Here is a 20230-nt window from a genome sequence, read left to right as displayed (position 1 = left end):
GCGGGCGCGAGGCGGGAGACGCTGCGCGTTCCGCCGGCTTGCCGTCCATCGGATTACCCTCATTCACACCGCCCGCGTCCAGACGTAAAACGTGACCATCGCCCGACAGTAAAAGAGCCCAAAACGCGGGTCGAGGCCATTTTTTGCAAAGATTTTCATGAGATAGTGAATCCGGCGCCTCTCTGCGCCGGGGGCCCGGGGACGCTGCTGAAGGCGTTATGAAAATTTTTTCATTTGCTAATTTGAAGGCGATCACAAAATGAAAGAAAAGTTGAAAATCACCGATATCGCCCGGGAAACGGGACTGTCCATCAGTACCGTTTCCCGGGTGCTGGCGGGCAAAGCCAATACCAGTCCCGCGGCGCGGTCCCGCGTACTACAGGCCGCCCGGCTGGAGGGGGTCATGAATAATTTGTCCACCGGCCGGTTGCTGTTGAACAGTTTGCTGGTGTTTGCCCCGCCGCGGGCGTTCGACGTGCGTACCGATATTTTTTATTACAAGGTGATCCAGGGAATAAGCCGGGCGCTGGAGCAGCATGAGGTGCGGCTGCGCTACTGCGCGCTGGACGAGAACGACAGCGACGCCGCCCTGTTCCTCGCCAGGATGAACCAGCCGCAGACGGAAGCGGCGCTGCTGGTCGGCATTGATGATGACCGCATCCATACCCTGGCGGCCGAACTGCATAAACCCTGCGTACTGATCAACTGTTACGATCGCCGCATGCGCCTGCCCTCGGTATCGCCGCATCACCAGCTGATTGGCGAATTTTCCGCCCATTACCTCTTCGAGCAGGGACACCGTAATATCCTGACCCTGCAATGCCTGCGACGCTACACCATGGAACTGCGTATGAACGGGATACGCGAAGCCTGGCATGCCCATAACCTGCCCTTTGACGAAGAACGCCATCAGCTGGTGGTGCAAGGGTTCGGTACCGCGGAGTCGGAACGGGCGCTGGGGGATTTTATCCGCCGCTGCCCGCCGGCGCAGCGCCCAAGCGCCATTCTGGCCGGCGGGGATTTTATGGCGGTGGGCGCCGTCAACGCCCTGCGCCAGGCCGGCCTGCGCGTGCCGCAGGATGTGTCGGTGATGAGCATGGACGGTTTTAACCTGGCGGCGATTCATGATATCCCGCTGACGTCGGTGCACGTGCCGCGCGACGAACTGGGCGTGGAGGCCGTCAGGACGCTGCAGCAGCGGCTGTTGTGTCCCGACGCGCCGGTGGGCAATCTGCTGCTGAACGGCAAATTGATGATCAGGGATTCCGTGCGCCGCATCCGCGACAATAAAAACCATTCCGCCGTGCAACGCGACGGTTTGTATGATTAACCTTCAGCCGCATTCCCTTTCAATATGAAGTGAAAACCGGTGGACGGCCGTCACGGCAAATGCCGGTTTCCCGCGCTATATTGGCCGGATTCCATGCCGGCGACATGGCGCGGCGGCAACGATGGCGCACTCCGGGAGCACACCGCATGACCATTCATGATAAACAGCAGATAGCCCTGACTGACGTGTTGCGCCTGCTGGCCTGCGTGGTGATTGTGCTGGCGGGCGTGCATCTGGCCGCCCCGGTTATCGTACCGCTGCTGCTGGCGCTGTTTCTGGCGATTGTCCTGGAGCCGCTGATCGGCCTGATGACACGCCTGGGCCTGCCGCGGCTGGCGGGGGTGGCGCTGCTGAGCGGCGGCCTGCTCATCGCGCTGCTGTTCACGTTGCTCAACATCATGGACGCCCTGCCGGAACTCAACCAGATGAGCAGCCAGGCGGGCGGCCTGCTATCCGGTCCCCTGTCCGCCGGACTGGCCCCGCTGGCGCGCGCCGGGGTCACGCTGACGCCGGACGACGTCATGACCTATCTCGACCCGGGCCAGCTGCTGCGGATGGCCACCCGTACCCTCGGCCGGATTTCGGACATTCTGTCGACGGTACTGGTGGTGTTCCTGATGGTGCTGTTTATGCTTATCGAAGTGCCCGCCCTGGTGGCGAAAAGCCAGCGCCTGCTGCACGCCTCATCGCCGGGCATGGCGGCCATGCGCCAGGGCATCGGCTTCGTCAGTCATTACCTGGCGATAAAAACGCTCTCCAGCCTGGTCAGCGGCCTGATTATCTGGGGCGCCCTCCTGCTGCTGCAGGTCAAGTTCGCCTTTATCTGGGGCGCGCTGGCCTGCCTGCTGAATTTTATCCCGGTCATCGGCTCGGTGCTGGCCGCGATACCGCCGGTCATCCAGGCGTTTATCTTTAACGGCGCCGGCGCGGGCGCGGCGGTGCTGATGGTGTTCCTGGCGCTGAACCTGCTGTTGGGATGCATGCTGGAGCCCTACATCATCGGACGTAAGCTGGATATGACCACCAGCACCGTGATCATCTCCCTGGTGGTATGGGACGGACTGCTGGGCATGACCGGCGTGCTGCTGGCGGTGCCGCTGACCCTGTCGGTTAAACTGGCGCTGGAACAGACCCGCGGCGGCCGTAAACTGGCCTTTATGATGGGTGCGAAGCGCTGATCCGGTCAAAAGCCCCCGGCGCCGCAATAAAAAACCATTACCCCCCCGCCTCATTATTACTTTATCTTATGCCCCGCGAAACGGTTCCCCTTTCACAGCTATCGGCCGGCAGAGCCGACACAACATCACTGACAGGAATAGGTCTATATGGTTGAACATTCTACACAGAGCCCGGCAACGCAAGCGCCTGCGGATACGCTGCAACGCAGCCTGAATAACCGCCATATCCAGCTGATCGCCATCGGCGGCGCCATTGGCACCGGCCTGTTTATGGGTTCCGGCAAAACCATCAGCCTGGCCGGGCCCTCGATCATTTTCGTTTATCTGATTATCGGTTTTATGCTGTTTTTCGTGATGCGCGCGATGGGCGAGCTGCTGCTCTCCAACCTGGCCTATAAATCTTTCAGCGATTTCGCCGCCGACCTGCTCGGCCCCTGGGCGGGTTACTTTACCGGCTGGACCTACTGGTTCTGCTGGGTGGTGACCGGCATTGCCGACGTGGTGGCCATCAGCGCCTATTTTCAGCTGTGGTTTCCCGGCTTCTCCATCTGGATGAGCGCCCTGCTGTGCGTCGCGGTGTTCTTTTCGCTGAATATCGCCACCGTGCGGCTGTTCGGCGAGCTGGAATTCTGGTTCGCCCTGGTCAAGATCATCGCCATCGTCGCCCTGATCGCGACCGGCGCGCTGCTGGCGGCGATGCACTACCACTCGCCCGCCGGCGGCACGGCATCCATTGCGAATCTCTGGCAGCACGGCGGCCTGTTTCCCAAAGGTCTCGACGGTTTTTTCGCCGGGTTCCAAATTGCGGTATTCGCCTTTGTCGGGATTGAACTGGTCGGCACCACCGCGGCGGAAACCCGCGACCCCTACACCGTATTGCCGCGCGCCATCAACGCCATCCCCCTGCGGGTGATTATGTTTTACGTGCTGGCGCTGATGGCCATTATGGCGGTAACGCCCTGGGACAGCGTGGCGCCGGACCACAGCCCGTTTGTGTCGATGTTTATGATGACCGGCCTGCCCGCCGCCGCCAGCGTGGTGAATTTTGTGGTGCTCACCTCCGCGGCCTCCTCGGCCAACAGCGGCATGTTTTCCACCAGCCGCATGCTGTACGGCCTGGCGGAACAGGGCGTGGCCCACCGGCGTTTCGCGCTGCTATCGCGTCGCGCCGTGCCGACCAACGGCCTGGTGTTCTCCTGCCTGTGCCTGCTTATCGGCGTGGCGCTGATCTACCTGATCCCGAACGTGATGACGGTATTTACCCTGGTGACCACGGTATCCGCCATTCTGTTTATGTTTGTCTGGACCATTATTCTCTGCTCTTACCTGGCCTATCGGAAACGCTATCCCGAGCGCCACCGGCAGTCGCGCTTTAAAATGCCGCTGGGCAAGGTGATGTGCTGGGTCTGCATGGCCTTCTTCCTGTTTGTGCTGGTGTTGCTGACGCTGCAGGAGGATACCCGCGCGGCGCTGATGGTCACGCCGCTGTGGTTTATTCTTCTCGCCGCCGGCTGGCGGCTGCGCGGCAAAAATGCGGCCTGAGGCCAGGGCGCCGTCAGCGGTTGCCCGGCGGCCCCGGCGCCGGCATCTGGCGCAAGGTGCGGCATCGGTGATAATGTGGTCGGACGGGACGGCAACACCCATGGGTTTGCCGGCGCACGCCAGCCAGACGACAGTGGCCTGCCAATAAAAGCAGGCAACCATAAGGATCAACAGATGAAAAAGATTCGGGTAGGCGTCATTTTTGGCGGGAAATCGGCCGAGCATGAGGTCTCTTTGCAATCGGCGAAAAACATTGTTGACAATATCGACCGTGAAAAATTTGATGTGACCCTGTTGGGCATCGATAAACAGGGCATCTGGCACGTTAACGATGCCTCGGATTACCTGCTTCATCAGGACAATCCGGCCCGTATCGCCCTGAACCCGTCCCATACCGGCGTGGCGCTGGTGCCCGGACAGGCGAGCCATCAGCTTATCGAAAGCCGTAACGCCAGCGCGCTGGCGCAGATGGACGTGATTTTTCCCATTGTTCACGGCACGCTCGGCGAGGACGGCTCGTTACAAGGCCTGCTGCGCATGGCCAATATTCCGTTTGTCGGCAGCGGCGTGCTGGGATCGGCGCTCTGCATGGATAAAGACATCGCCAAACGTCTGCTGCGCGATGCCGGCCTGCCGGTGGCGCCATTTGTGACCCTGACCCGGGCCAATAGCGCCAGCCATGATTTCGCCTCGGTCAGCGCCCGGCTCGGGCTGCCGCTGTTTATCAAGCCGGCCAACCAGGGATCCTCCATCGGCGTCAGCAAAGTGGCCGACGAAGCCGGATTCAACCACGCGGTGCAACTGGCATTCCGCTATGACCATAAGGTGGTGGTGGAGGCGGCCATTACCGGGCGCGAGATCGAATGCGCGGTATTGGGCAATGACCAGCCGCAGGCCAGCGGCTGCGGAGAAATTATTCTCAGCGACGCGTTTTACAGTTACGAAACCAAATATATCAACGAACAGGGCGCGACGGTGGCGATCCCCGCCGATATCCCCGCCCTGGTCAACGAGCGCATCCGCGCCATGGCCGTCAAGGCCTACCAGGCGCTGGAGTGCCAGGGCATGGCCCGGGTGGACCTGTTCCTCACCGCCGCCGGCGACGCCATTGTCAACGAGGTCAATACCCTGCCCGGCTTTACCAATATCAGCATGTACCCGAAATTATGGCAGGCGAGCGGCATCGGCTATGCCGAGCTTATCACCCGGTTGATCACGCTGGCGCTCGAACGCCATCAGCAGGATAACCAGCTGAAAAGCACCCACCTCGACGCCCCCGGAGCATAAGAGGCCGCTGGCGCGGCATCAGGCCCGCCGCGGTTACGCCAGATAACGCCGGAACCAGGCGATGGTGCGTTGCCAGGCGAGATCGGCGGCCGCCTGGTCATAGCGCGGCGTGGAATCGTTATGGAATCCGTGGTTCACGCCGGGGTAAATATAGGCCTCATAGGTCTTGCCGGCGTCTTTCAGCGCCGTCTCATAAGCGGGCCAGCCCGAGGTAATGGGGGTATCGAGCCCGGCATAATGCAAGAGCAGCGGCGCCTTGATGCGCGGCACGTCCTCCGGTTTCGGCTGCCGGCCGTAAAAAGGCACGGCGGCGCCAAGCTCGGGATAGGCCACGGCCGCCGCGTTGGCCACCCCGCCGCCGTAGCAAAAACCGGTGATGCCCACCTTGCCGTTGGTTTGCCCGCGCCCCATCAGATACTCAATGGCGGCGAAAAAATCATTCATCAGTTTGGTGGGATCCACCTGCTGCTGCAGTTCGCGGCCTTTGTCGTCATTGCCGGGATAACCGCCGACGGAGCTGAGTCCATCGGGGGCGAGGGCCACGAATCCCGCCTTGGCGACGCGCCTGGCCACATCCTCGATATACGGATTGAGCCCGCGGTTCTCATGTACCACCACCACCCCCGCCACCGGCTCCCTGGCCGCCGCGGGACGCACCCGGTAAGCGCGCACCTGGCCGTGGCCGTTGGGCGACGGGTAGGTAATATATTCCGCGGCGATATCCGGGTCGGTAAATTCAACCTGCTGGGCAAGGGCATAATTGGGGCTGAGCAAGGACAGTATGCCGGCGGCGGTCAAACCGCCGACGGCGAAGTGCGCCGCCTTGACCAGGAATTGACGCTTGGTGATCTTGCCATGGACGTAATAGTCATACAGCTCAAGCAGCTGCGGATCAAAATCGTTAGCGTTAAGACGGGTCATGATATCGCTCCTTTCATCCTGGACACGAATTAATCTAGCAGATCCGCAACCGCAAACGAAACGGGTTTCCGCGGTCATGGCGGGAGAGCGGGAAATACGCTGCGGCGTGTTTTTTCATGAGCTTATCTAAACCAAAAAGGTTTACCGGCTGAATATAAACGGTACTTTATCCATTACGTGGCCGGGGATATAGTCTTCGCAGGATGTATATCACTGTCTTTTCGGAGGAAAAATGTCAGAACAGAACCCTAACACCGATCGGCAACCCGTACAGGATCTCCGGTCGGCCATCGCCCTACTGGAAACGATTGCCGGTGAATTCGTCAGCACCGATGTCGAGGTCGATCCCGAGGCTGAATTATCCGGCGTCTATCGCTACGTCGGCGCGGGCGGCACCTGCCAGCGCCCGACACGCAAAGGGCCGGCGATGATGTTCAATACCATTAAGGGATTCCCCGGCGTGCGCGTGGTGACCGGCCTGATGTCTACCCGCGAACGCGTGGGCCATCTGCTTAACTGCGCACCGGAAAGATTGGGTTTCCTGTTAAAGGAATCGGTAGCCAACGCCATAGCGCCGGTCGTGGTCGGCAAGGAAAAGGCGGTATGCCAGGAAGTGGTCCATCTCGCCTCGGATCCGGCGTTTGACCTGCGGACATTATTACCGGCGCCGACCAATACCGAAGAAGATGCCGGCCCGTATTTCACCATGGGGTTATGCTACGCCTCCGACCCGGAAACCAAACAATCCGATATCACCATTCATCGTCTTTGCATTCAAAGCCGCGATGAACTGTCCATGTGGCTGACGCCGGGCCGGCATATCGACGCCTTCCGTGAAAAAGCCGAACGGCTGGGACAGGCGCTGCCGATTTCCATCAGCATCGGCGTCGATCCCGCCATCGAAATCGCCGCCTGCTTCGAGCCGCCCACCACCCCGCTTGGCTTTAACGAACTCAGTATCGCCGGCGCGCTGCGCGGCAAAGCCGTCGAGCTGGTCAATTGCCTGACCATCGACGAGCGCGCCATCGCGCACGCCGAAATTGTTATCGAAGGCGAACTGTTGCCCAACGTACGCGTGCGGGAAGACCAGAACACCCATACCGGTAAAGCCATGCCCGAATTCCCCGGTTATACCGGCGAAGCCAAGGCGGCGCTGCCGGTTATCAAGGTCAAGGCGGTCACCTACCGAAAACACCCGATCCTGCAAACCACCCTCGGTCCCAGCGGCGAGCATGTCAGCATGGCGGGCATTCCCACCGAGGCCAGTATCCTGGATATGATTGAACGGGCCATGCCGGGGCGGGTGCTGAACGTGCATGCCCACACCTCCGGCGGCGGCAAGCTGCTGGCGGTGCTGCAATGCAAAAAAGCCTCGCCGGTTGACGAAGGCCGGCAACGGCAGGCGGCGCTGCTGGCCTTCGCCGCGTTTTCGGAACTCAAGCACGTCATCCTGGTCGATGAGGATGTCGATATCTTTGATACCGACGATATCCTGTGGGCGATGCAGACCCGCTATCAGGGCGACGTCGATACCATCTTTATCCCCGGCGTGCGTTGCCACCCCCTGGACCCGTCGCAGGTGCCGGAATACAGCCCGAGCATTTCGCAGCAGGGCGTATCCTGTAAAACCATTTTTGACTGCACGGTACCCTTTCATCTGAAATCGCACTTTGTCCGTTCCAAATTCAAAAAAGTCGACGTGCGGAAATTTCTGCCTGATTTTAAATAAACCGAGTTGTTAAGATGAGTAAGCGGCGCATTATCGTAGGCATCAGCGGGGCTTCCGGGTTCCAGTACGGCATGAAAGTGCTGGAGCTGCTACATGAACAGGATATTGAAGTGCATCTGGTCATCAGCAAAGGAGCGGAAGCCACCAGGGCGCTCGAAACGACCTATGAGCGCCAGGAGGTGGTGAAACTGGCGGATGAAGTGCACAGCGTAACCAATCTGGGCGCCGCGATAGCCAGCGGCTCGTTTACAACGCTCGGCATGATAATCGCGCCCTGTTCAATGAACAGTCTCGCCGCGATTGCCCATGGACTGGCCGGCAATCTTCTGACCCGGGCCGCCGATGTGATTTTAAAAGAGCGGCGCAGGCTGGTGCTGATGGTCAGGGAAACCCCCCTGCATCTTACCCATCTGAAAAACATGCAATCGGTAACGGAAATGGGCGGGATAATATTCCCTCCCGTTCCCGCCTTTTACCAGGCCCCGCAAAGCGTGGACGATATCGTCCGTCACAGCGCCGCCCGCGCGCTGGATTTATTCGGTCTGGACGTCGGCAATCTTAAACGCTGGGGCGAAATCCCGCGCGGCTGATGCGGAAATAGTCTTCATTCTAAGGAATAATTGATGTTAATTGGTCCATTCGTCAACGGCTGCGCCGTTTTGGCGGGCGGTATTGTCGGCGCATTTTTTGGCGACAAAATCCCCGAGCGGCTGCGCATTGCCTTACCGCTGACCTTCGGTCTCTCCTCAATGGGGCTGGGTATCGCGCTTATTGTCAAAATCCACAGCCTGCCGGTGGTGATATTATCGCTTATCGTCGGCGCGGCCATCGGCGAGCTGGTTTATCTGGAAAGACGTATCGGCATGATGGGTAATATCGCCAAAGGCATTGCCAATCGTTTTTCAGCGGATGACGGCAAGCTGGATCCGGCGGTATTCACCGAAAAATTCGTGGCGATCCTGGTGCTGTTTTGCGCCAGCGGCACCGGTATTATCGGCGCCATGACCGAAGGCATGACCCACGACGCCAATATCCTGTTCGTTAAATCCATCATGGATATATTCACCGCGGCGATTTTCGCCACCGTGCTGGGTTACGCCGTCGCCCTGATTGCCGTGCCGCAGTTAGTTATCCAGCTGTGCATCGCCTCGGCCGCCGTGCTGATTATGCCGCACACCACCCCTGAAATGATGGGCGACTTTACCGCCGCCGGCGGATTTATCATGCTGGCCACCGGGTTTCGTATTGCCGGCATTAAATCGTTCCCGGTGGGAAATCTCTTACCGGCGCTGGTGCTGGTGCTGCCCATTTCCCATTTCTGGACCCTGTTTATTCACTGATCGCCAGGCCATCCCCTTGACACAAATACCGCGGCCCATCTTAGCGGTACCGGGATTTACTGCTATGCTGTGCTCACGTCAGGGGGCACCGGGAGAGTGGAATGGACCTGAAAAGGCTGCGGTATTTTTGCGCTATCGCCGAGCAGGGATCGATCAGCAAGGCGGCCAAGCTGCTGAATATCGCCCAACCGCCGCTGGGCAAAAGGCTGCACGAGCTGGAGGCGGAAATCGGTTCGCCGCTGTTTATCCGCACCCCGAAAAAAATGCTGCTCACCGAGGCGGGCGCCTTTCTTTACCGCCATTCCTGCGAGGTGTTAAGCCAGGTTAACGCGCTGAAAAAACAGACCATCGCTATCGCCACCCGGCAAAAAAGAGTGGTCAAAATCGGCGTATCCTATTTGTATTTGCGTTATTTTAACCAAACCCTGCTGGATTTTTACCAGCGGCAGCCTGACTGGGATATTAACGTACTGGTCTCAGATTCCAGCCATCTTGAAGCGTTATTGGCGCAAAAGGCGCTGGATATCGCGCTGATCCAAAGCCCCAGGGAATGCAGCTCTTTTTATGTACGCGAACTGGCGCCGGTAAAACTTATCGCCGTATTATCAGCCTCATTTTCCCGCCCGTTCGCCGGCAAGCGCGTTAATTTATCCGACATCGGCAAGCTGCCGCTGATATTGCATCACCGTATCGACGGCGAGGGAACCTATGAATTCTTGCTGAATAAACTCTACGCGGAGATTGAGGAAGTGAATATCCTGATGAAGGTGTCCGAGCCGCGGCTGATTCTGGATCTGCTCAATGCGGGTCTGGAGGGCGCGGCGTTTATACCTGATTCAGAGTTTGTCCCCAGCCGGGACGGACATTATTTCTCCTTCGACATCATCCAGGATATCCAAATCTATCAACCCGCTATCGTCACACTGAATACCGCCAAAAATTCTCTTATTCCCTGATTCTTTATAGCGCTCACCACCGCCGGCACTCCTTTCCGCGGCCAGCCCGGCACGGACCGCATAAACTGCGCATGTTAATCCGCACCGGGCCGGAGTGTCGTCTTGTCAGCGAAGAGCGGAAAAGTCCGTCGGCGTTAAAAAGGAATTTTCAATACGTTCGACAATAGGTTTATCCGCCTCGCTGGCCGTACGCTTGGCTATCCACGCCGTATCCGCCTGGAAGGCGCTCCAGCGGACCTCGCGATCGGCCAGGCTGTCCCACTTCAGCAAATAGGTCAGGCTATGGTTGCTGGGGCCGATGAGGGTGGTCCAGAAACCTATCGGCTCGATACCGTACTGGGCAAATAAAGCCAGCGTGGTATTCCTAAAGCGGTCCTGAAGTGCCGGCAGGCGGCCGGGAAGGCAATGATAAACACGCATCTCAACAATCATGTATTTTCTCCGTTAGAGGGGTTTCCCCGGCGGCGGTAGCGGGTAGCGCCGGCGAATCGCAACCGGGGATGACATCATCGGGCAAATGCGCCGGCCGGTAAAGGGTCAGGACATCCCGCGGGTCATATTGCCGTCATCTAGATGTGATGTGATGCGCCTGCGTATATCATCATTGCTGCCAGCCCCGCCGCCCGGCAAGGGCCGGTAGACGACGAGAGACGAGATAATAATATTGAGGCGGAAATGGACATAGTCACTCAGCAGGATATTGACGAACGCTACCGTTTTGCCTGTGAACTGGCGAAAACCGGCGCCCGCCGCGCGTTTGCCTTTTATCAGCAGCGCCACCGGCTGGACGTGGAGCATAAGGGCGGGGATTTGCAGGATGTGGTCAGCATTGCCGACCGCGCCGTGGAGGCCCTTATCCACCAGGCCATCACCGCCAGGTTCCCGCAGGATGGCTTTCTCGGCGAGGAAACCGGCGGCGGCCAAACCGCGTCTTGTACCTGGGTGGTCGATCCGATAGACGGCACCAGCGCTTTTCTCAACGGACTGCATACCTGGTGCGTTGCCATCGGGGTGGTTATCCAGGGCGAACCCATCATCGGCGTGGTCTGCGATCCCAACCACGATGAAATCTTCCACGCCTGCGCCGGCAAAGGCGCCTTTGTCAACGATACGCCGCTGCGGGTACACGGCGGCCAAGCGGTGCGCGACGGCCTGGTGGGCGTGGGGACCTCGGGCCGGGTCGCCCCCGGGGTGTTTACGCCTTTTATCGGCAACCTGCTGCGCGCCGGCGGCATGTTTATCCGCAACGGGTCCGGCGCGTTGATGACGTCCTATGTGGCGGCCGGCCGGCTGATCGGCTATTACGAACCCCATATGAACGCCTGGGACAGCCTGCCGGGCATCGTTATGGTGCGCGAGGCCGGCGGCGTGACGAATGATTTTATGCATAACCAGGGGTTGATGAACGGTAATGCGGTGCTGATGGCCAATCCGGCCGTTTATCGGCAATTGCTGGCGCTTATTGATCAGTCCTGAGGCGATGGGCGCCAGCGCGGCACGCCCAGCTCATGAAACGGGTATCGGCGATGACGGCCTAAGGGTAGCGTGCGCATTCACCTGGCCGGGAATGCAGCACCCCGGCCGAATAAGCCGTTTTGCACGCTAACCGGCAACAGCCATGCCGACGGTCATATGCAATCCATAAAATACCCCGCGGGCCACCAGTTCTCCCGCCACCACCAAGGCAAAACCCAGCGCCAGACCGGCGACGCCGCTGTTGACGCGCCGCAGCATCGGCCAGACCCAGCAGCCCAGGCCAAGGACGACCAGCGCCAGCCGCAGCGCCATCAGTTCGCCGTACCAGGGCACCAGCGCGGCGGACTGCTGCACTGAACTCTGTATTGCCGCCAGTCCGGCCGCCTGCATGACGGCAGCCCCCATACTGACAAGCAACGCCGCGATGCTAAGCGTAACCAGCATCCGGCGGCGGCGGATCTCGATCCCGGCGGCCCGCAGCAATAGCGCGCCCAGCAGCGGCCCGCCGATGAGCACCGTCAGAAAGAAATTCAGCGCGGTATAGCCGTTATTCCAGGTGGGTACGGTATCAATCCGGTAAACCCGGGTCATGGCATAGACGAATACCAGGCCCAGCGCCATGGCAAGCCCCAGCCACGCCTTGCCCAGCGCGCGCGGCATCCTGCCCGTCACCGTCAGCAGCCAGTAGAGGCCGCCCGCGGCGAAAAACAGCGACCCGGCGGCGATTTCATTACTGAGTCCCGACGAACCCAGCCGATTGAGCGAATTAAGCGCCCGCAGCGGCGTGCCCAGGTGCAGCACCGACGCCAGAAACGCCAGGCCCATCAGCAGCCAGAGAACGCTCATCCAGCGATGCAGCCGCAGATGCTGCCCGGCATCGTAATGGCCGGCCATCCGCGCCAGCCCCATGACGATAAACCCGCCCACCACACACTGCCCCAGCACCGTAAACCAAATCAGGGGCCATTCCTGCCATCCCGTACCCATATTACACCTCCCTCGGATTAGCCAGATAGCCGGTGGTATCGTCGCAAGGACGGCTATTGGCGTTAGGCTTAAGCACAATGTTAGGCTTGGTGTAGCGAGCCTGCGGCAACGGCGCCAGCTGAGCCAGCGTACCGTGTTGCCGGCGCAGATCCTCAATGGGACCGAAGTCGAGCGCCCGCAAGGGACAGGATTCGACACAGACCGGTTTCAGACCGACGGCCAAACGCTCCTGGCAGCCATCGCACTTGGTCATATGCCCTTTCGCCTCATTATACTGCGGCGCGCCGTAGGGACAGGCCATGGCGCAGTAGCGGCAGCCGATGCAGACATCCTCGTTAACCACCACCAGGCCGTCATCGCGCTTATGCATGGCCCCGCTCGGGCAGACCTTGACGCAGGCCGGATCCTCGCAATGATTACAGGCAATGGAGAGATAATAGCTAAAGACGTTCTGCTGCCAGCTGCCGTCCGCTTCCTGCCGCCATGTGCCGCCGGCATATTCATAAATGCGGCGAAAACTGACGTCCGGCGCCAGATTTTTATAGTCTTTGCAGGCCATTTCGCAGGTCTTGCAGCCGGTGCAACGACTTGAATCAATATAAAATCCATATTGTGTCGACATGGACTACTCCTTAAAGTCGGACAACTTCCACCAAATTGGTATGCGAAGGATTACCCTTGGCCAGCGGAGAAGGGCGCTGCGTGGTCAGCACGTTAATGCTGCCGGCATGGTCGATACGATTCCCGTCCGGCGCATACCAGGCGCCCTCGCCCAAACCCACTACCCCGGGCATCATTCGCGGCGTGACTCTGGCATTGATCCTCACCTCCCCCCGGTCGTTGAATATGCGGATAATGTCGCCGTCTTTGATCCCGCGCGCTTGCGCATCAAGGGGATTTATCCAGATTTCCTGCGGGTTCGCGGCCTTTAAAATAGCGATATTGCCGTAGGTTGAATGAGTGCGCGCCTTGTAATGAAACCCGGTCAGCTGCAAGGGGTATTTTTTATTCAGCGCATCATCGTAGTTTTCAAAACCCGGGCTATAGACGGGCAGCGGGTTGATTTCATCGCCGGGGGACAGTTGCCAGGTAGCCGCCAGCGTTGCCAGCGCGGCGGAATAGATTTCAATTTTACCAGAGGGCGTGGTGAGCGGATTGGCCGCCGGATCGGCGCGAAAGGCTTTATAAGCCACGAAATGGCCGTCCGGATCGCGCTGCTTGAATATGCCCTGGGCCTGGAGCTGTTCAAATCCCGGCAGCGCCGGAACGGCCAGCCGCGACTGCTGATAAAGATAACGCAGCCACTCTTCCTGCGTGCGCCCTTCGGTAAACTGCTGCTCGACCCCCATGCGGCGGGCGATTTCGCTGGTCATATCGTAGATATTCTTGCATTCGAACCGCGGCTTGATAGCCTGGCTGGCAAAAATCACGTACCCCATATCACCGCTTGACGCGTCCAGACAAAAATCCATTTGCTCCGACGCCGTACAATCCGGCAGCACCAGATCGGCATATTGGGCCGACGAGGTCATATGGTTATCGATCACCACAATCATCTCGCATTTCTTGTCATCCTGCAGGATGTCATGGGTACGGTTGATGTCGGAATGTTGATTGATCAGGCAGTTGCCGGCGTAATTCCAGATAAATTTTATCGGGACGTCAAGCTTGTCCTTGCCGCGTACCCCGTCGCGGGTCGCGGTCATCTCGGTGGCGCGCACGATGGCATCGGTCCATAAGAACATGGAAATACTGGTTTTTACCGGGTTTTCCAGCGTCGGCATACGGACAAAGGGGATTTCATAGGACCCTTCGCGGGCGCCGCTGTTGCCGCCGCTGATGCCGACGTTGCCGGTCAGGATGGCCAGCATCGCGATGGCGCGGGTGGTCGTCTCGCCGTTGGCGTGGCGCTGCGGCCCCCACCCCTGGCAGATATAGGCCGGCTTGGCGCTGCCGATTTCCCGCGCCAGCTGGATGATGCGCGCGGCGGGGATGCCGGTGATGGCGGCGCCCCAGGCCGGCGTCTTCGCCGTCCCGTCCTGGCCTTGGCCCAGGATATAGGCTTTATAATGGCCATTGGCCGGCGCGCCGGCAGGCAGTGTTTTTTCGTCATAACCGACGCAGTATTTATCCAGGAAGGGCTGGTCCACCAGATTTTCGCTAATAAGCACATAAGCCAGCGCAGAAGCCAGCGCGGCGTCCGTGCCCGGCCGGATGGGCAGCCACTCGTCTTCGCGGCCGGCGGCGGTATCGGTATACCGGGGATCGATAACCACCATCCGGGTATTGGACTGTTCGCGCGCCTGCTCCAGCAAATAGGTCACCCCGCCGCCGCTCATACGGGTTTCACCGGGATTATTGCCGAACATCACCACCAGCTTGCTATTTACGATATCGGTCGGGCTGTTGCCTTCCGCCCAGCCGCCGTAAGTATAGTTCAATCCCGCCGCGATTTGCGCCGAACTGTAGTCGCCATAATGGTTCAGATAGCCGCCGCAGCAGTTCATCAGGCGGGCAATCAGCGTTTTCCCCGGCGGCCAGGAGCGGGTCATGGTGCCGCCGAGCGTGCCGGTGCCGTAATTCAGGTAAATGGCCTCGTTGCCATAATCCTTAATAATGCGCTTAAGGTTAGCGCTGATTAAACCGAACGCCTCGTCCCAGCTGATGCGTTTGAATTTGCCTTCGCCACGTTGCCCTACCCGCAGCATCGGGTATTTCAGCCGATCGGGATTATAGACCCGGCGTCGCATCGACCGCCCGCGCAGGCAGGCGCGTACCTGGTGCAGATCCCCATACACGTCATTGCCGGTATTATCGGTTTCCACATATGTGATTTCGCCATCGGCCACATGCATGCGCAGCGGACAACGGCTGCCGCAGTTTACCGTACAGGCGCTCCAGACGATTTTTTCAGCGGCGGGGGACGGGGGTAGGGTTGCCGGATCTCCGTCGGCCCGGGCCTGGCGGCTGAACGGCAGCGCCACGCCGCCGGCGGCCAGCGCCAGTCCGCACACTGCGCTATCCTTCACCAGATTTCGCCGAGTTAGGGGGATATTTAGTAAAGTATTATTATTTTTGCTTTTCATGATAATTCACCCTGAAGATCTCAAATCCCTGTTTAACGATGACATCAATCCGGAACAGTCTCGCCACGCATAAAATGCTACCGAACACAGAAAGCGCGGCGGAAATTCATTGCGGCATAATCATCCTCGCAATGAGATTACCCTTAGGATAGACAGGGGTATTGTCCGGCATCAATAAAACCGATATATATAATTTTATATAACACTTCTTGAATTAATTAATACTTAAAATTCAATTAGTTATTTATTAAATCCCTCTTTGCATTTAAATAATATTGATTCATTAAAGAATTAAAATATGAGTTTGCGCACAGATTTTCGCCCTATTGACCGTACAACGGGGAGAATAAAGACGTTCTTTCTCCCCATGGCGAAAAATATCGCCGGCGCACCCGGCCCGCCATAAGCGAAATAAAGAATAAAACGACCCGCCAGATTTTTAAAAAAACAAGTCCGTTATGGGTATAACGCCCTCCCCCTGGCGATAAAATATAAATACTAATCACTCGCATGTTATTTCGCATTACGAAGCACGACGGATGATCATCGCCGGTTGCCAACCGTTCTATACTGACTTATCACCTTGCGGCATACACCACAGGAGCGCCCTGATGAAACTTCCCGCGACAAGGCACGTGCGCACCCCCATGCTCGACCTGGCTTATGAGGAATATGGTCCGCGGGACGGCGCGGCGGTGATTTTACTGCATGGCTTTCCCTACGATCCGCGCGCCTATGATGACGTGGCGCCTGGGCTGGTAGCGCGGGGCTACCGGGTGATGGTGCCTTATCTGCGCGGCTACGGCCCCACCCGGTTTATCAACGACGGCGTCATGCGCTCGGGGCAGCAGGCCGCCCTGGCCCGTGATCTGCTGGATATGATGGACGCGCTGTCGCTGGAGAAGGCCGTCCTGGCGGGCTATGACTGGGGCGGGCGCGCGGCCTGTATCCTCGCCGCTCTTTGGCCCGCCAGGGTGACGGCCCTGGTCAGCGCGGGCGGTTACAATATCCAGGATATCGCCGCTTCAGCCGCGCCGCAGGATCCCGAGGCGGAGCACCGGTACTGGTACCAATATTATTTCCATACCCCGCGCGGCCGCGCCGGACTGACGGCCAACCGGGCGGCTTTTTGCCGCCTGCTGTGGCGGTTATGGTCGCCTTCCTGGCATTTTACCGACGCCGCCTACGCGCGCACCGCCGCCTCATTCGACAACCCGGATTTTGTCGAGGTGGTGATCCATTCCTACCGCCACCGGTACGGCTATATGGCGGGAGATCCCCTACTGCAGCCGATCGAGGATCGGTTACAACGCCTGCCGGTTATCGCGGTGCCCACCATTTCGCTATGCGGTCTTGACGACGGCGTGGGCGCGGGTCTCGACACCGGCGCGCCGGGCGCCGCCGATCCCGATCGCGATAAATTTTCCGCCTATTATCAACGGCGCCTGTTAGCGGGCATCGGGCATAATATTCCCCAGGAAGCGCCGCAGGCCGTAGTGGACGCCATCGTGGATTTACTGAACCTGTAACGGCGCGGTTTATTGCATGACGGATACGGCATTAATTAAAATGATATATCGCCGGGAAGTTATACATTAATAAGGGTGACCGTAACCATCATAGCGATTTTTCACTGGTCTGGTTACCCTGTCATTCCACGCCTCGTGGCGTGATGGCGACCGCGGTAAAACATAAATTTATCTGGTGCTTATTTGGCGACTGTTTATTTCCTTGTCTCATTTACGATTATAATTATTCAATTAATAACTTGGCAAATTATTGCTCCGGCTCCCGAAATATATCTCTAAATAATAGTAATGTTGGATAAAAGTATTATCCAGTCGCAATGACCGCCGAAAAAAATAACCGGATCGTCCGTTTATACCAGGAATTATTATGCCGAACTCAATAGCCTATGAGCTTGCCGTGATGACGCTGCCTTACCAGCAATGGCACCTTGACCGGCCAGACGCGTCCGCCGTCGTCGCGGCGCTGGAAGAGGGCAAAATTCTGTATTTACCCCGCTTGTCTTTTATATTAACCCCGCAAGAAGAGGCCTTGCTCGATCCCGTCCTGCTGGAGCCGGAACGCAAAAATATCAGCTATCGGCCCGATCGCGACCGGCTGGACGGCGTGGCGGCGCCGGAGCAGCGTCCGGCGGCGCGGCAACTGCTGCAGCGTTATTATCAGGACTGCCGCGCCCTGATGGCGTCATTGCTACCGGCCTACCTTGACGCCTGCCACAGCCCGGCCGGTACCCTGCGGCTGCATCAGGTCGCCGACTGGCGCGCCAGGGCCTCCTGGCGCAAGGATGATAGCCGCCTGCACGTGGACGCCTTTCCTTCACGACCCAACCGCGGCGAGCGCATACTGCGCGTTTTCACCAATATCAATCCTTATGGCATAAGCCGTACCTGGCGCATCGGCGAGCCCTTCCCCCCGCTGGCGCAGCGTTTTCTGCCGCGGCTCAGGCGCTATTCCCCTTTGGCAAGCTGGTGGCTAAACGCCGTTGGCATCACCCAAACACGGCGCAGCCGTTACGATCATCTGATGCTGCAATTGCATGACGCCATGAAAGCCGATGCGAACTATCAGCGCGACGGCCCGCAGTTGGTGATAGCATTCCCGCCGGGCAGCACCTGGATCTGTTTTTCCGATCAAACGCCCCACGCGGCGATGGACGGACAATTCCTGCTTGAACAGACTTTTATGCTGCCGTTGTCCGCCATGCGCGATCCCAGGCGGGCACCGTTAAGCGTGTTGCAATCCCTCGTGCACGAATCCCTCATCTAGCCCGGGCGTCAGCGCCCGTCACATCTGCTGATTAAAAAGACTTTGCAAATTCACAGGTCTTTTACCATCATCAAGTAAAGCGCCCGTCTTTTTCTACAGCTGGAACTATCTTGCAAAACATCACAGTAGCGTTGCGGCACGCCATCGAGCGTACGGCGTGGTATCCCAAACGGCATTCCTATCGGGTGCTGTTCTGGCGAGAAATCACCCCGCTCGCGGTGCCGATCCTGTTCGAAAATATGTGCGTCTTGCTGATGGGGGTGTTGAGCACGTTCCTGGTCAGTTGGCTGGGCAAGGAAGCCATGGCCGGCGTGGGCCTGGCCGACAGTTTTAACATGGTGATCATCGCGTTTTTCGCCGCCGTGGATCTGGGCACCACGGTGGTGGTGGCGTTCAGCCTGGGGAAACTCAATCCCCAGCGGGCACGCGCCGCCACCAGGCAATCGCTGGCGCTGATGACGGTGATCGCCGTGCTGCTGGCGCTGGGAATCGAATTCTACGGCCAGGCGATTATCGATGTGATCGCCGGCAGCGCCGCGCCGCAGGTGAAAGCCCTGGCGTTAAGCTACCTGAAAATCACCGCCTGGAGCTACCCGGCCGCCGCCATCGCGCTTATCGGCAGCGGCGCGTTGCGCGGCGCGGGCAATACCAAGATCCCGATGCTTATCAACGGCGGGATGAATATCCTCAATATTATTATCAGCACTATCCTGATTTACGGCGTGTTTTCATGGCCGGGACTGGGGTTTATCGGCGCCGGCCTGGGACTGACCATCACCCGCTATATCGGCGCTGCGGCGGTAATTTACGTACTGATGATCGGGTTTAACCCGGCGCTGAAAATTTCGCTGAAGAGCTATTTTTACCGGCTGGATACCAGCATCCTGAAGGAAGTGCTGGGCATCGGTATTCCCGCCAGTATTGAATCAGTGCTGTTTAACGGCGGCAAGCTGCTGACCCAGGTGTTCGTGGCGGGTATGGGCACCGATGTGATTGCCGGCAATTTCATCGCTTTTTCCATCGCTTCCCTGATCAATTTGCCCGGCAATGCGTTGGGGTCCGCCGCGACCATTATTGTCGGCACGCGTTTGGGAAAACGCCAGCGCGGCCAGGCGGAACGCCAGTTGAAGCATATCTTCTGGCTGTCCACCCTGGGATTATCGCTGATCGCCTTCCTCTCGGTGCCGTTCGCCGGTCTGCTGGCCGCGTTTTATACCCGCGAGGAGGATGTTATCCACGTGGTGAAAATACTGGTCTGGCTTAACGCCGCGTTTATGCCGTTCTGGGCCGCGTCATGGGTCTTGCCTGCGGGGCTGAAGGGCGCGCGCGACGCGCGTTTCACCATGTGGATATCCATGCTTGGCATGTGGGGATGCCGCATCGTGGTGGGATATACGCTTGGGATCGTGCTGGGTTTCGGCGTGGTGGGCATTTGGCTGGGAATGTTCCTGGACTGGATTGTGCGCGGCCTGTTTTTCTACTGGCGCCTGGCCAGCGGCCGCTGGCTGAAAAAATACCCTAAACTCCGCTCGACCTCCTGACGCGCGCCCGGTGGGGTTTGCGCCGGGAAAATACTATCCCGGCGCCCCCAGGGCAATGCCGGGA

Annotated in this window: 17 protein-coding genes; 12 read left to right on the top strand and 5 right to left on the bottom strand. The window is 58.8% G+C overall.

Annotation, left to right across the window (positions count from 1 at the left end):
* Positions 1 to 259: 259 nt before the first annotated feature.
* The 4 genes from ACL2XF_RS05645 to ddlA all read left to right on the top strand — a co-directional run bounded on the left by ACL2XF_RS05645 (position 260) and on the right by ddlA (position 5337).
* Positions 260 to 1330 (top strand): LacI family DNA-binding transcriptional regulator, encoded by a 1071-nt coding sequence (locus ACL2XF_RS05645; RefSeq protein ID WP_413728201.1) that lies wholly within the window; start codon positions 260 to 262, stop codon positions 1328 to 1330.
* 146 nt (positions 1331 to 1476) lie between these two features.
* Positions 1477 to 2508: an AI-2E family transporter gene (locus ACL2XF_RS05640; RefSeq protein WP_410014728.1), complete on the top strand. Its 1032-nt coding sequence runs from the start codon at positions 1477 to 1479 to the stop codon at positions 2506 to 2508.
* A 147-nt stretch (positions 2509 to 2655) separates the two neighbouring features.
* The gene (cycA, locus tag ACL2XF_RS05635; RefSeq protein ID WP_413728200.1) at positions 2656 to 4050 is read left to right on the top strand and encodes a D-serine/D-alanine/glycine transporter; all 1395 of its coding nucleotides are present in this window, start codon (positions 2656 to 2658) and stop codon (positions 4048 to 4050) included.
* 174 nt (positions 4051 to 4224) lie between these two features.
* The gene (ddlA, locus tag ACL2XF_RS05630) at positions 4225 to 5337 is read left to right on the top strand and encodes a D-alanine--D-alanine ligase (RefSeq protein ID WP_413723017.1); all 1113 of its coding nucleotides are present in this window, start codon (positions 4225 to 4227) and stop codon (positions 5335 to 5337) included.
* A gap of 33 nt (positions 5338 to 5370) precedes the next feature.
* On the opposite strand, the gene yghX is transcribed toward ddlA, so the two are convergent.
* A complete protein-coding gene (gene yghX / locus ACL2XF_RS05625; RefSeq protein WP_413728199.1) occupies positions 5371 to 6258 on the bottom strand; it encodes a YghX family hydrolase in 888 nt (295 codons plus the stop codon).
* A gap of 232 nt (positions 6259 to 6490) precedes the next feature.
* Here yghX and ACL2XF_RS05620 point away from each other — a divergent pair, with 232 nt between their 5' ends.
* From ACL2XF_RS05620 to ACL2XF_RS05605, 4 genes are all read left to right on the top strand, one after another.
* On the top strand, positions 6491 to 7987 hold the full coding sequence (locus ACL2XF_RS05620) for a UbiD family decarboxylase (RefSeq protein ID WP_410014724.1): 1497 nt from the start codon (positions 6491 to 6493) through the stop codon (positions 7985 to 7987).
* 14 nt (positions 7988 to 8001) lie between these two features.
* Positions 8002 to 8577: a UbiX family flavin prenyltransferase gene (locus ACL2XF_RS05615; RefSeq protein ID WP_410014723.1), complete on the top strand. Its 576-nt coding sequence runs from the start codon at positions 8002 to 8004 to the stop codon at positions 8575 to 8577.
* Between the two features lie 33 nt (positions 8578 to 8610).
* Positions 8611 to 9327, top strand: coding sequence for a DUF554 domain-containing protein (locus ACL2XF_RS05610; protein WP_413723019.1), 717 nt, complete (start codon positions 8611 to 8613; stop codon positions 9325 to 9327).
* Positions 9328 to 9428: 101 nt separating this feature from the next.
* Complete coding sequence (locus ACL2XF_RS05605) at positions 9429 to 10283, top strand: LysR family transcriptional regulator (RefSeq protein ID WP_410014721.1); 855 nt, start codon at positions 9429 to 9431, stop codon at positions 10281 to 10283.
* A 105-nt stretch (positions 10284 to 10388) separates the two neighbouring features.
* Here ACL2XF_RS05605 and ACL2XF_RS05600 read toward each other — a convergent pair whose 3' ends face one another.
* A complete protein-coding gene (locus ACL2XF_RS05600; RefSeq protein ID WP_410014720.1) occupies positions 10389 to 10715 on the bottom strand; it encodes an NIPSNAP family protein in 327 nt (108 codons plus the stop codon).
* A 243-nt stretch (positions 10716 to 10958) separates the two neighbouring features.
* On the opposite strand from ACL2XF_RS05600, the gene ACL2XF_RS05595 reads away from it, so the two are divergent.
* Positions 10959 to 11759, top strand: a complete 801-nt coding sequence (locus tag ACL2XF_RS05595; protein ID WP_413723021.1) for an inositol monophosphatase family protein — start codon at positions 10959 to 10961, stop codon at positions 11757 to 11759.
* 126 nt (positions 11760 to 11885) lie between these two features.
* Here the strand turns inward: ACL2XF_RS05595 and ACL2XF_RS05590 are convergent, their stop codons facing one another.
* The 3 genes from ACL2XF_RS05590 to dmsA are packed head-to-tail and all read right to left on the bottom strand — an operon-like array spanning position 11886 to position 15832.
* A complete protein-coding gene (locus ACL2XF_RS05590; protein WP_413723022.1) occupies positions 11886 to 12746 on the bottom strand; it encodes a DmsC/YnfH family molybdoenzyme membrane anchor subunit in 861 nt (286 codons plus the stop codon).
* Between the two features lies 1 nt (position 12747).
* On the bottom strand, positions 12748 to 13368 hold the full coding sequence (locus tag ACL2XF_RS05585; RefSeq protein WP_413723023.1) for a DMSO/selenate family reductase complex B subunit: 621 nt from the start codon (positions 13366 to 13368) through the stop codon (positions 12748 to 12750).
* A gap of 10 nt (positions 13369 to 13378) precedes the next feature.
* The gene (gene dmsA, locus ACL2XF_RS05580) at positions 13379 to 15832 is read right to left on the bottom strand and encodes a dimethylsulfoxide reductase subunit A (RefSeq protein WP_413728198.1); all 2454 of its coding nucleotides are present in this window, start codon (positions 15830 to 15832) and stop codon (positions 13379 to 13381) included.
* A 611-nt stretch (positions 15833 to 16443) separates the two neighbouring features.
* Between dmsA and ACL2XF_RS05575 the strand changes: the two genes are divergently transcribed.
* The 3 genes from ACL2XF_RS05575 to ACL2XF_RS05565 all read left to right on the top strand — a co-directional run bounded on the left by ACL2XF_RS05575 (position 16444) and on the right by ACL2XF_RS05565 (position 20166).
* On the top strand, positions 16444 to 17361 hold the full coding sequence (locus tag ACL2XF_RS05575; protein WP_413723025.1) for an alpha/beta fold hydrolase: 918 nt from the start codon (positions 16444 to 16446) through the stop codon (positions 17359 to 17361).
* Between the two features lie 367 nt (positions 17362 to 17728).
* A complete protein-coding gene (locus ACL2XF_RS05570; protein WP_413728197.1) occupies positions 17729 to 18625 on the top strand; it encodes a Kdo hydroxylase family protein in 897 nt (298 codons plus the stop codon).
* 110 nt (positions 18626 to 18735) lie between these two features.
* Positions 18736 to 20166, top strand: a complete 1431-nt coding sequence (locus tag ACL2XF_RS05565; protein ID WP_413728196.1) for an EmmdR/YeeO family multidrug/toxin efflux MATE transporter — start codon at positions 18736 to 18738, stop codon at positions 20164 to 20166.
* The last annotated feature ends 64 nt before the right edge of the window (positions 20167 to 20230 follow it).

The sequence above is a fragment of the Sodalis sp. RH19 genome (assembly GCF_047324215.1).
Taxonomy (GTDB): Bacteria; Pseudomonadota; Gammaproteobacteria; order Enterobacterales; family Enterobacteriaceae; genus Acerihabitans.
The sequence above is the reverse complement of the archived record's forward strand: the minus strand, read 5'-3'. Positions and strand labels throughout refer to the sequence as shown.

Bases quoted from the DNA above. Each gene is read 5' to 3' on its own strand.
- yghX (WP_413728199.1), bottom strand. From the start codon at position 6,258: ATGACCCGTCTTAACGCTAACGATTTTGATCCGCAGCTGCTTGAGCTG.
- ACL2XF_RS05640 (WP_410014728.1), top strand. From the start codon at position 1,477: ATGACCATTCATGATAAACAGCAGATAGCCCTGACTGACGTGTTGCGC.
- ACL2XF_RS05570 (WP_413728197.1), top strand. From the start codon at position 17,729: ATGCCGAACTCAATAGCCTATGAGCTTGCCGTGATGACGCTGCCTTAC.
- ACL2XF_RS05620 (WP_410014724.1), top strand. From the start codon at position 6,491: ATGTCAGAACAGAACCCTAACACCGATCGGCAACCCGTACAGGATCTC.
- dmsA (WP_413728198.1), bottom strand. From the start codon at position 15,832: ATGAAAAGCAAAAATAATAATACTTTACTAAATATCCCCCTAACTCGG.
- ACL2XF_RS05585 (WP_413723023.1), bottom strand. From the start codon at position 13,368: ATGTCGACACAATATGGATTTTATATTGATTCAAGTCGTTGCACCGGC.
- ddlA (WP_413723017.1), top strand. From the start codon at position 4,225: ATGAAAAAGATTCGGGTAGGCGTCATTTTTGGCGGGAAATCGGCCGAG.
- ACL2XF_RS05605 (WP_410014721.1), top strand. From the start codon at position 9,429: ATGGACCTGAAAAGGCTGCGGTATTTTTGCGCTATCGCCGAGCAGGGA.
- ACL2XF_RS05600 (WP_410014720.1), bottom strand. From the start codon at position 10,715: ATGATTGTTGAGATGCGTGTTTATCATTGCCTTCCCGGCCGCCTGCCG.
- ACL2XF_RS05615 (WP_410014723.1), top strand. From the start codon at position 8,002: ATGAGTAAGCGGCGCATTATCGTAGGCATCAGCGGGGCTTCCGGGTTC.
- ACL2XF_RS05590 (WP_413723022.1), bottom strand. From the start codon at position 12,746: ATGGGTACGGGATGGCAGGAATGGCCCCTGATTTGGTTTACGGTGCTG.
- ACL2XF_RS05645 (WP_413728201.1), top strand. From the start codon at position 260: ATGAAAGAAAAGTTGAAAATCACCGATATCGCCCGGGAAACGGGACTG.
- ACL2XF_RS05610 (WP_413723019.1), top strand. From the start codon at position 8,611: ATGTTAATTGGTCCATTCGTCAACGGCTGCGCCGTTTTGGCGGGCGGT.
- ACL2XF_RS05595 (WP_413723021.1), top strand. From the start codon at position 10,959: ATGGACATAGTCACTCAGCAGGATATTGACGAACGCTACCGTTTTGCC.
- cycA (WP_413728200.1), top strand. From the start codon at position 2,656: ATGGTTGAACATTCTACACAGAGCCCGGCAACGCAAGCGCCTGCGGAT.
- ACL2XF_RS05575 (WP_413723025.1), top strand. From the start codon at position 16,444: ATGAAACTTCCCGCGACAAGGCACGTGCGCACCCCCATGCTCGACCTG.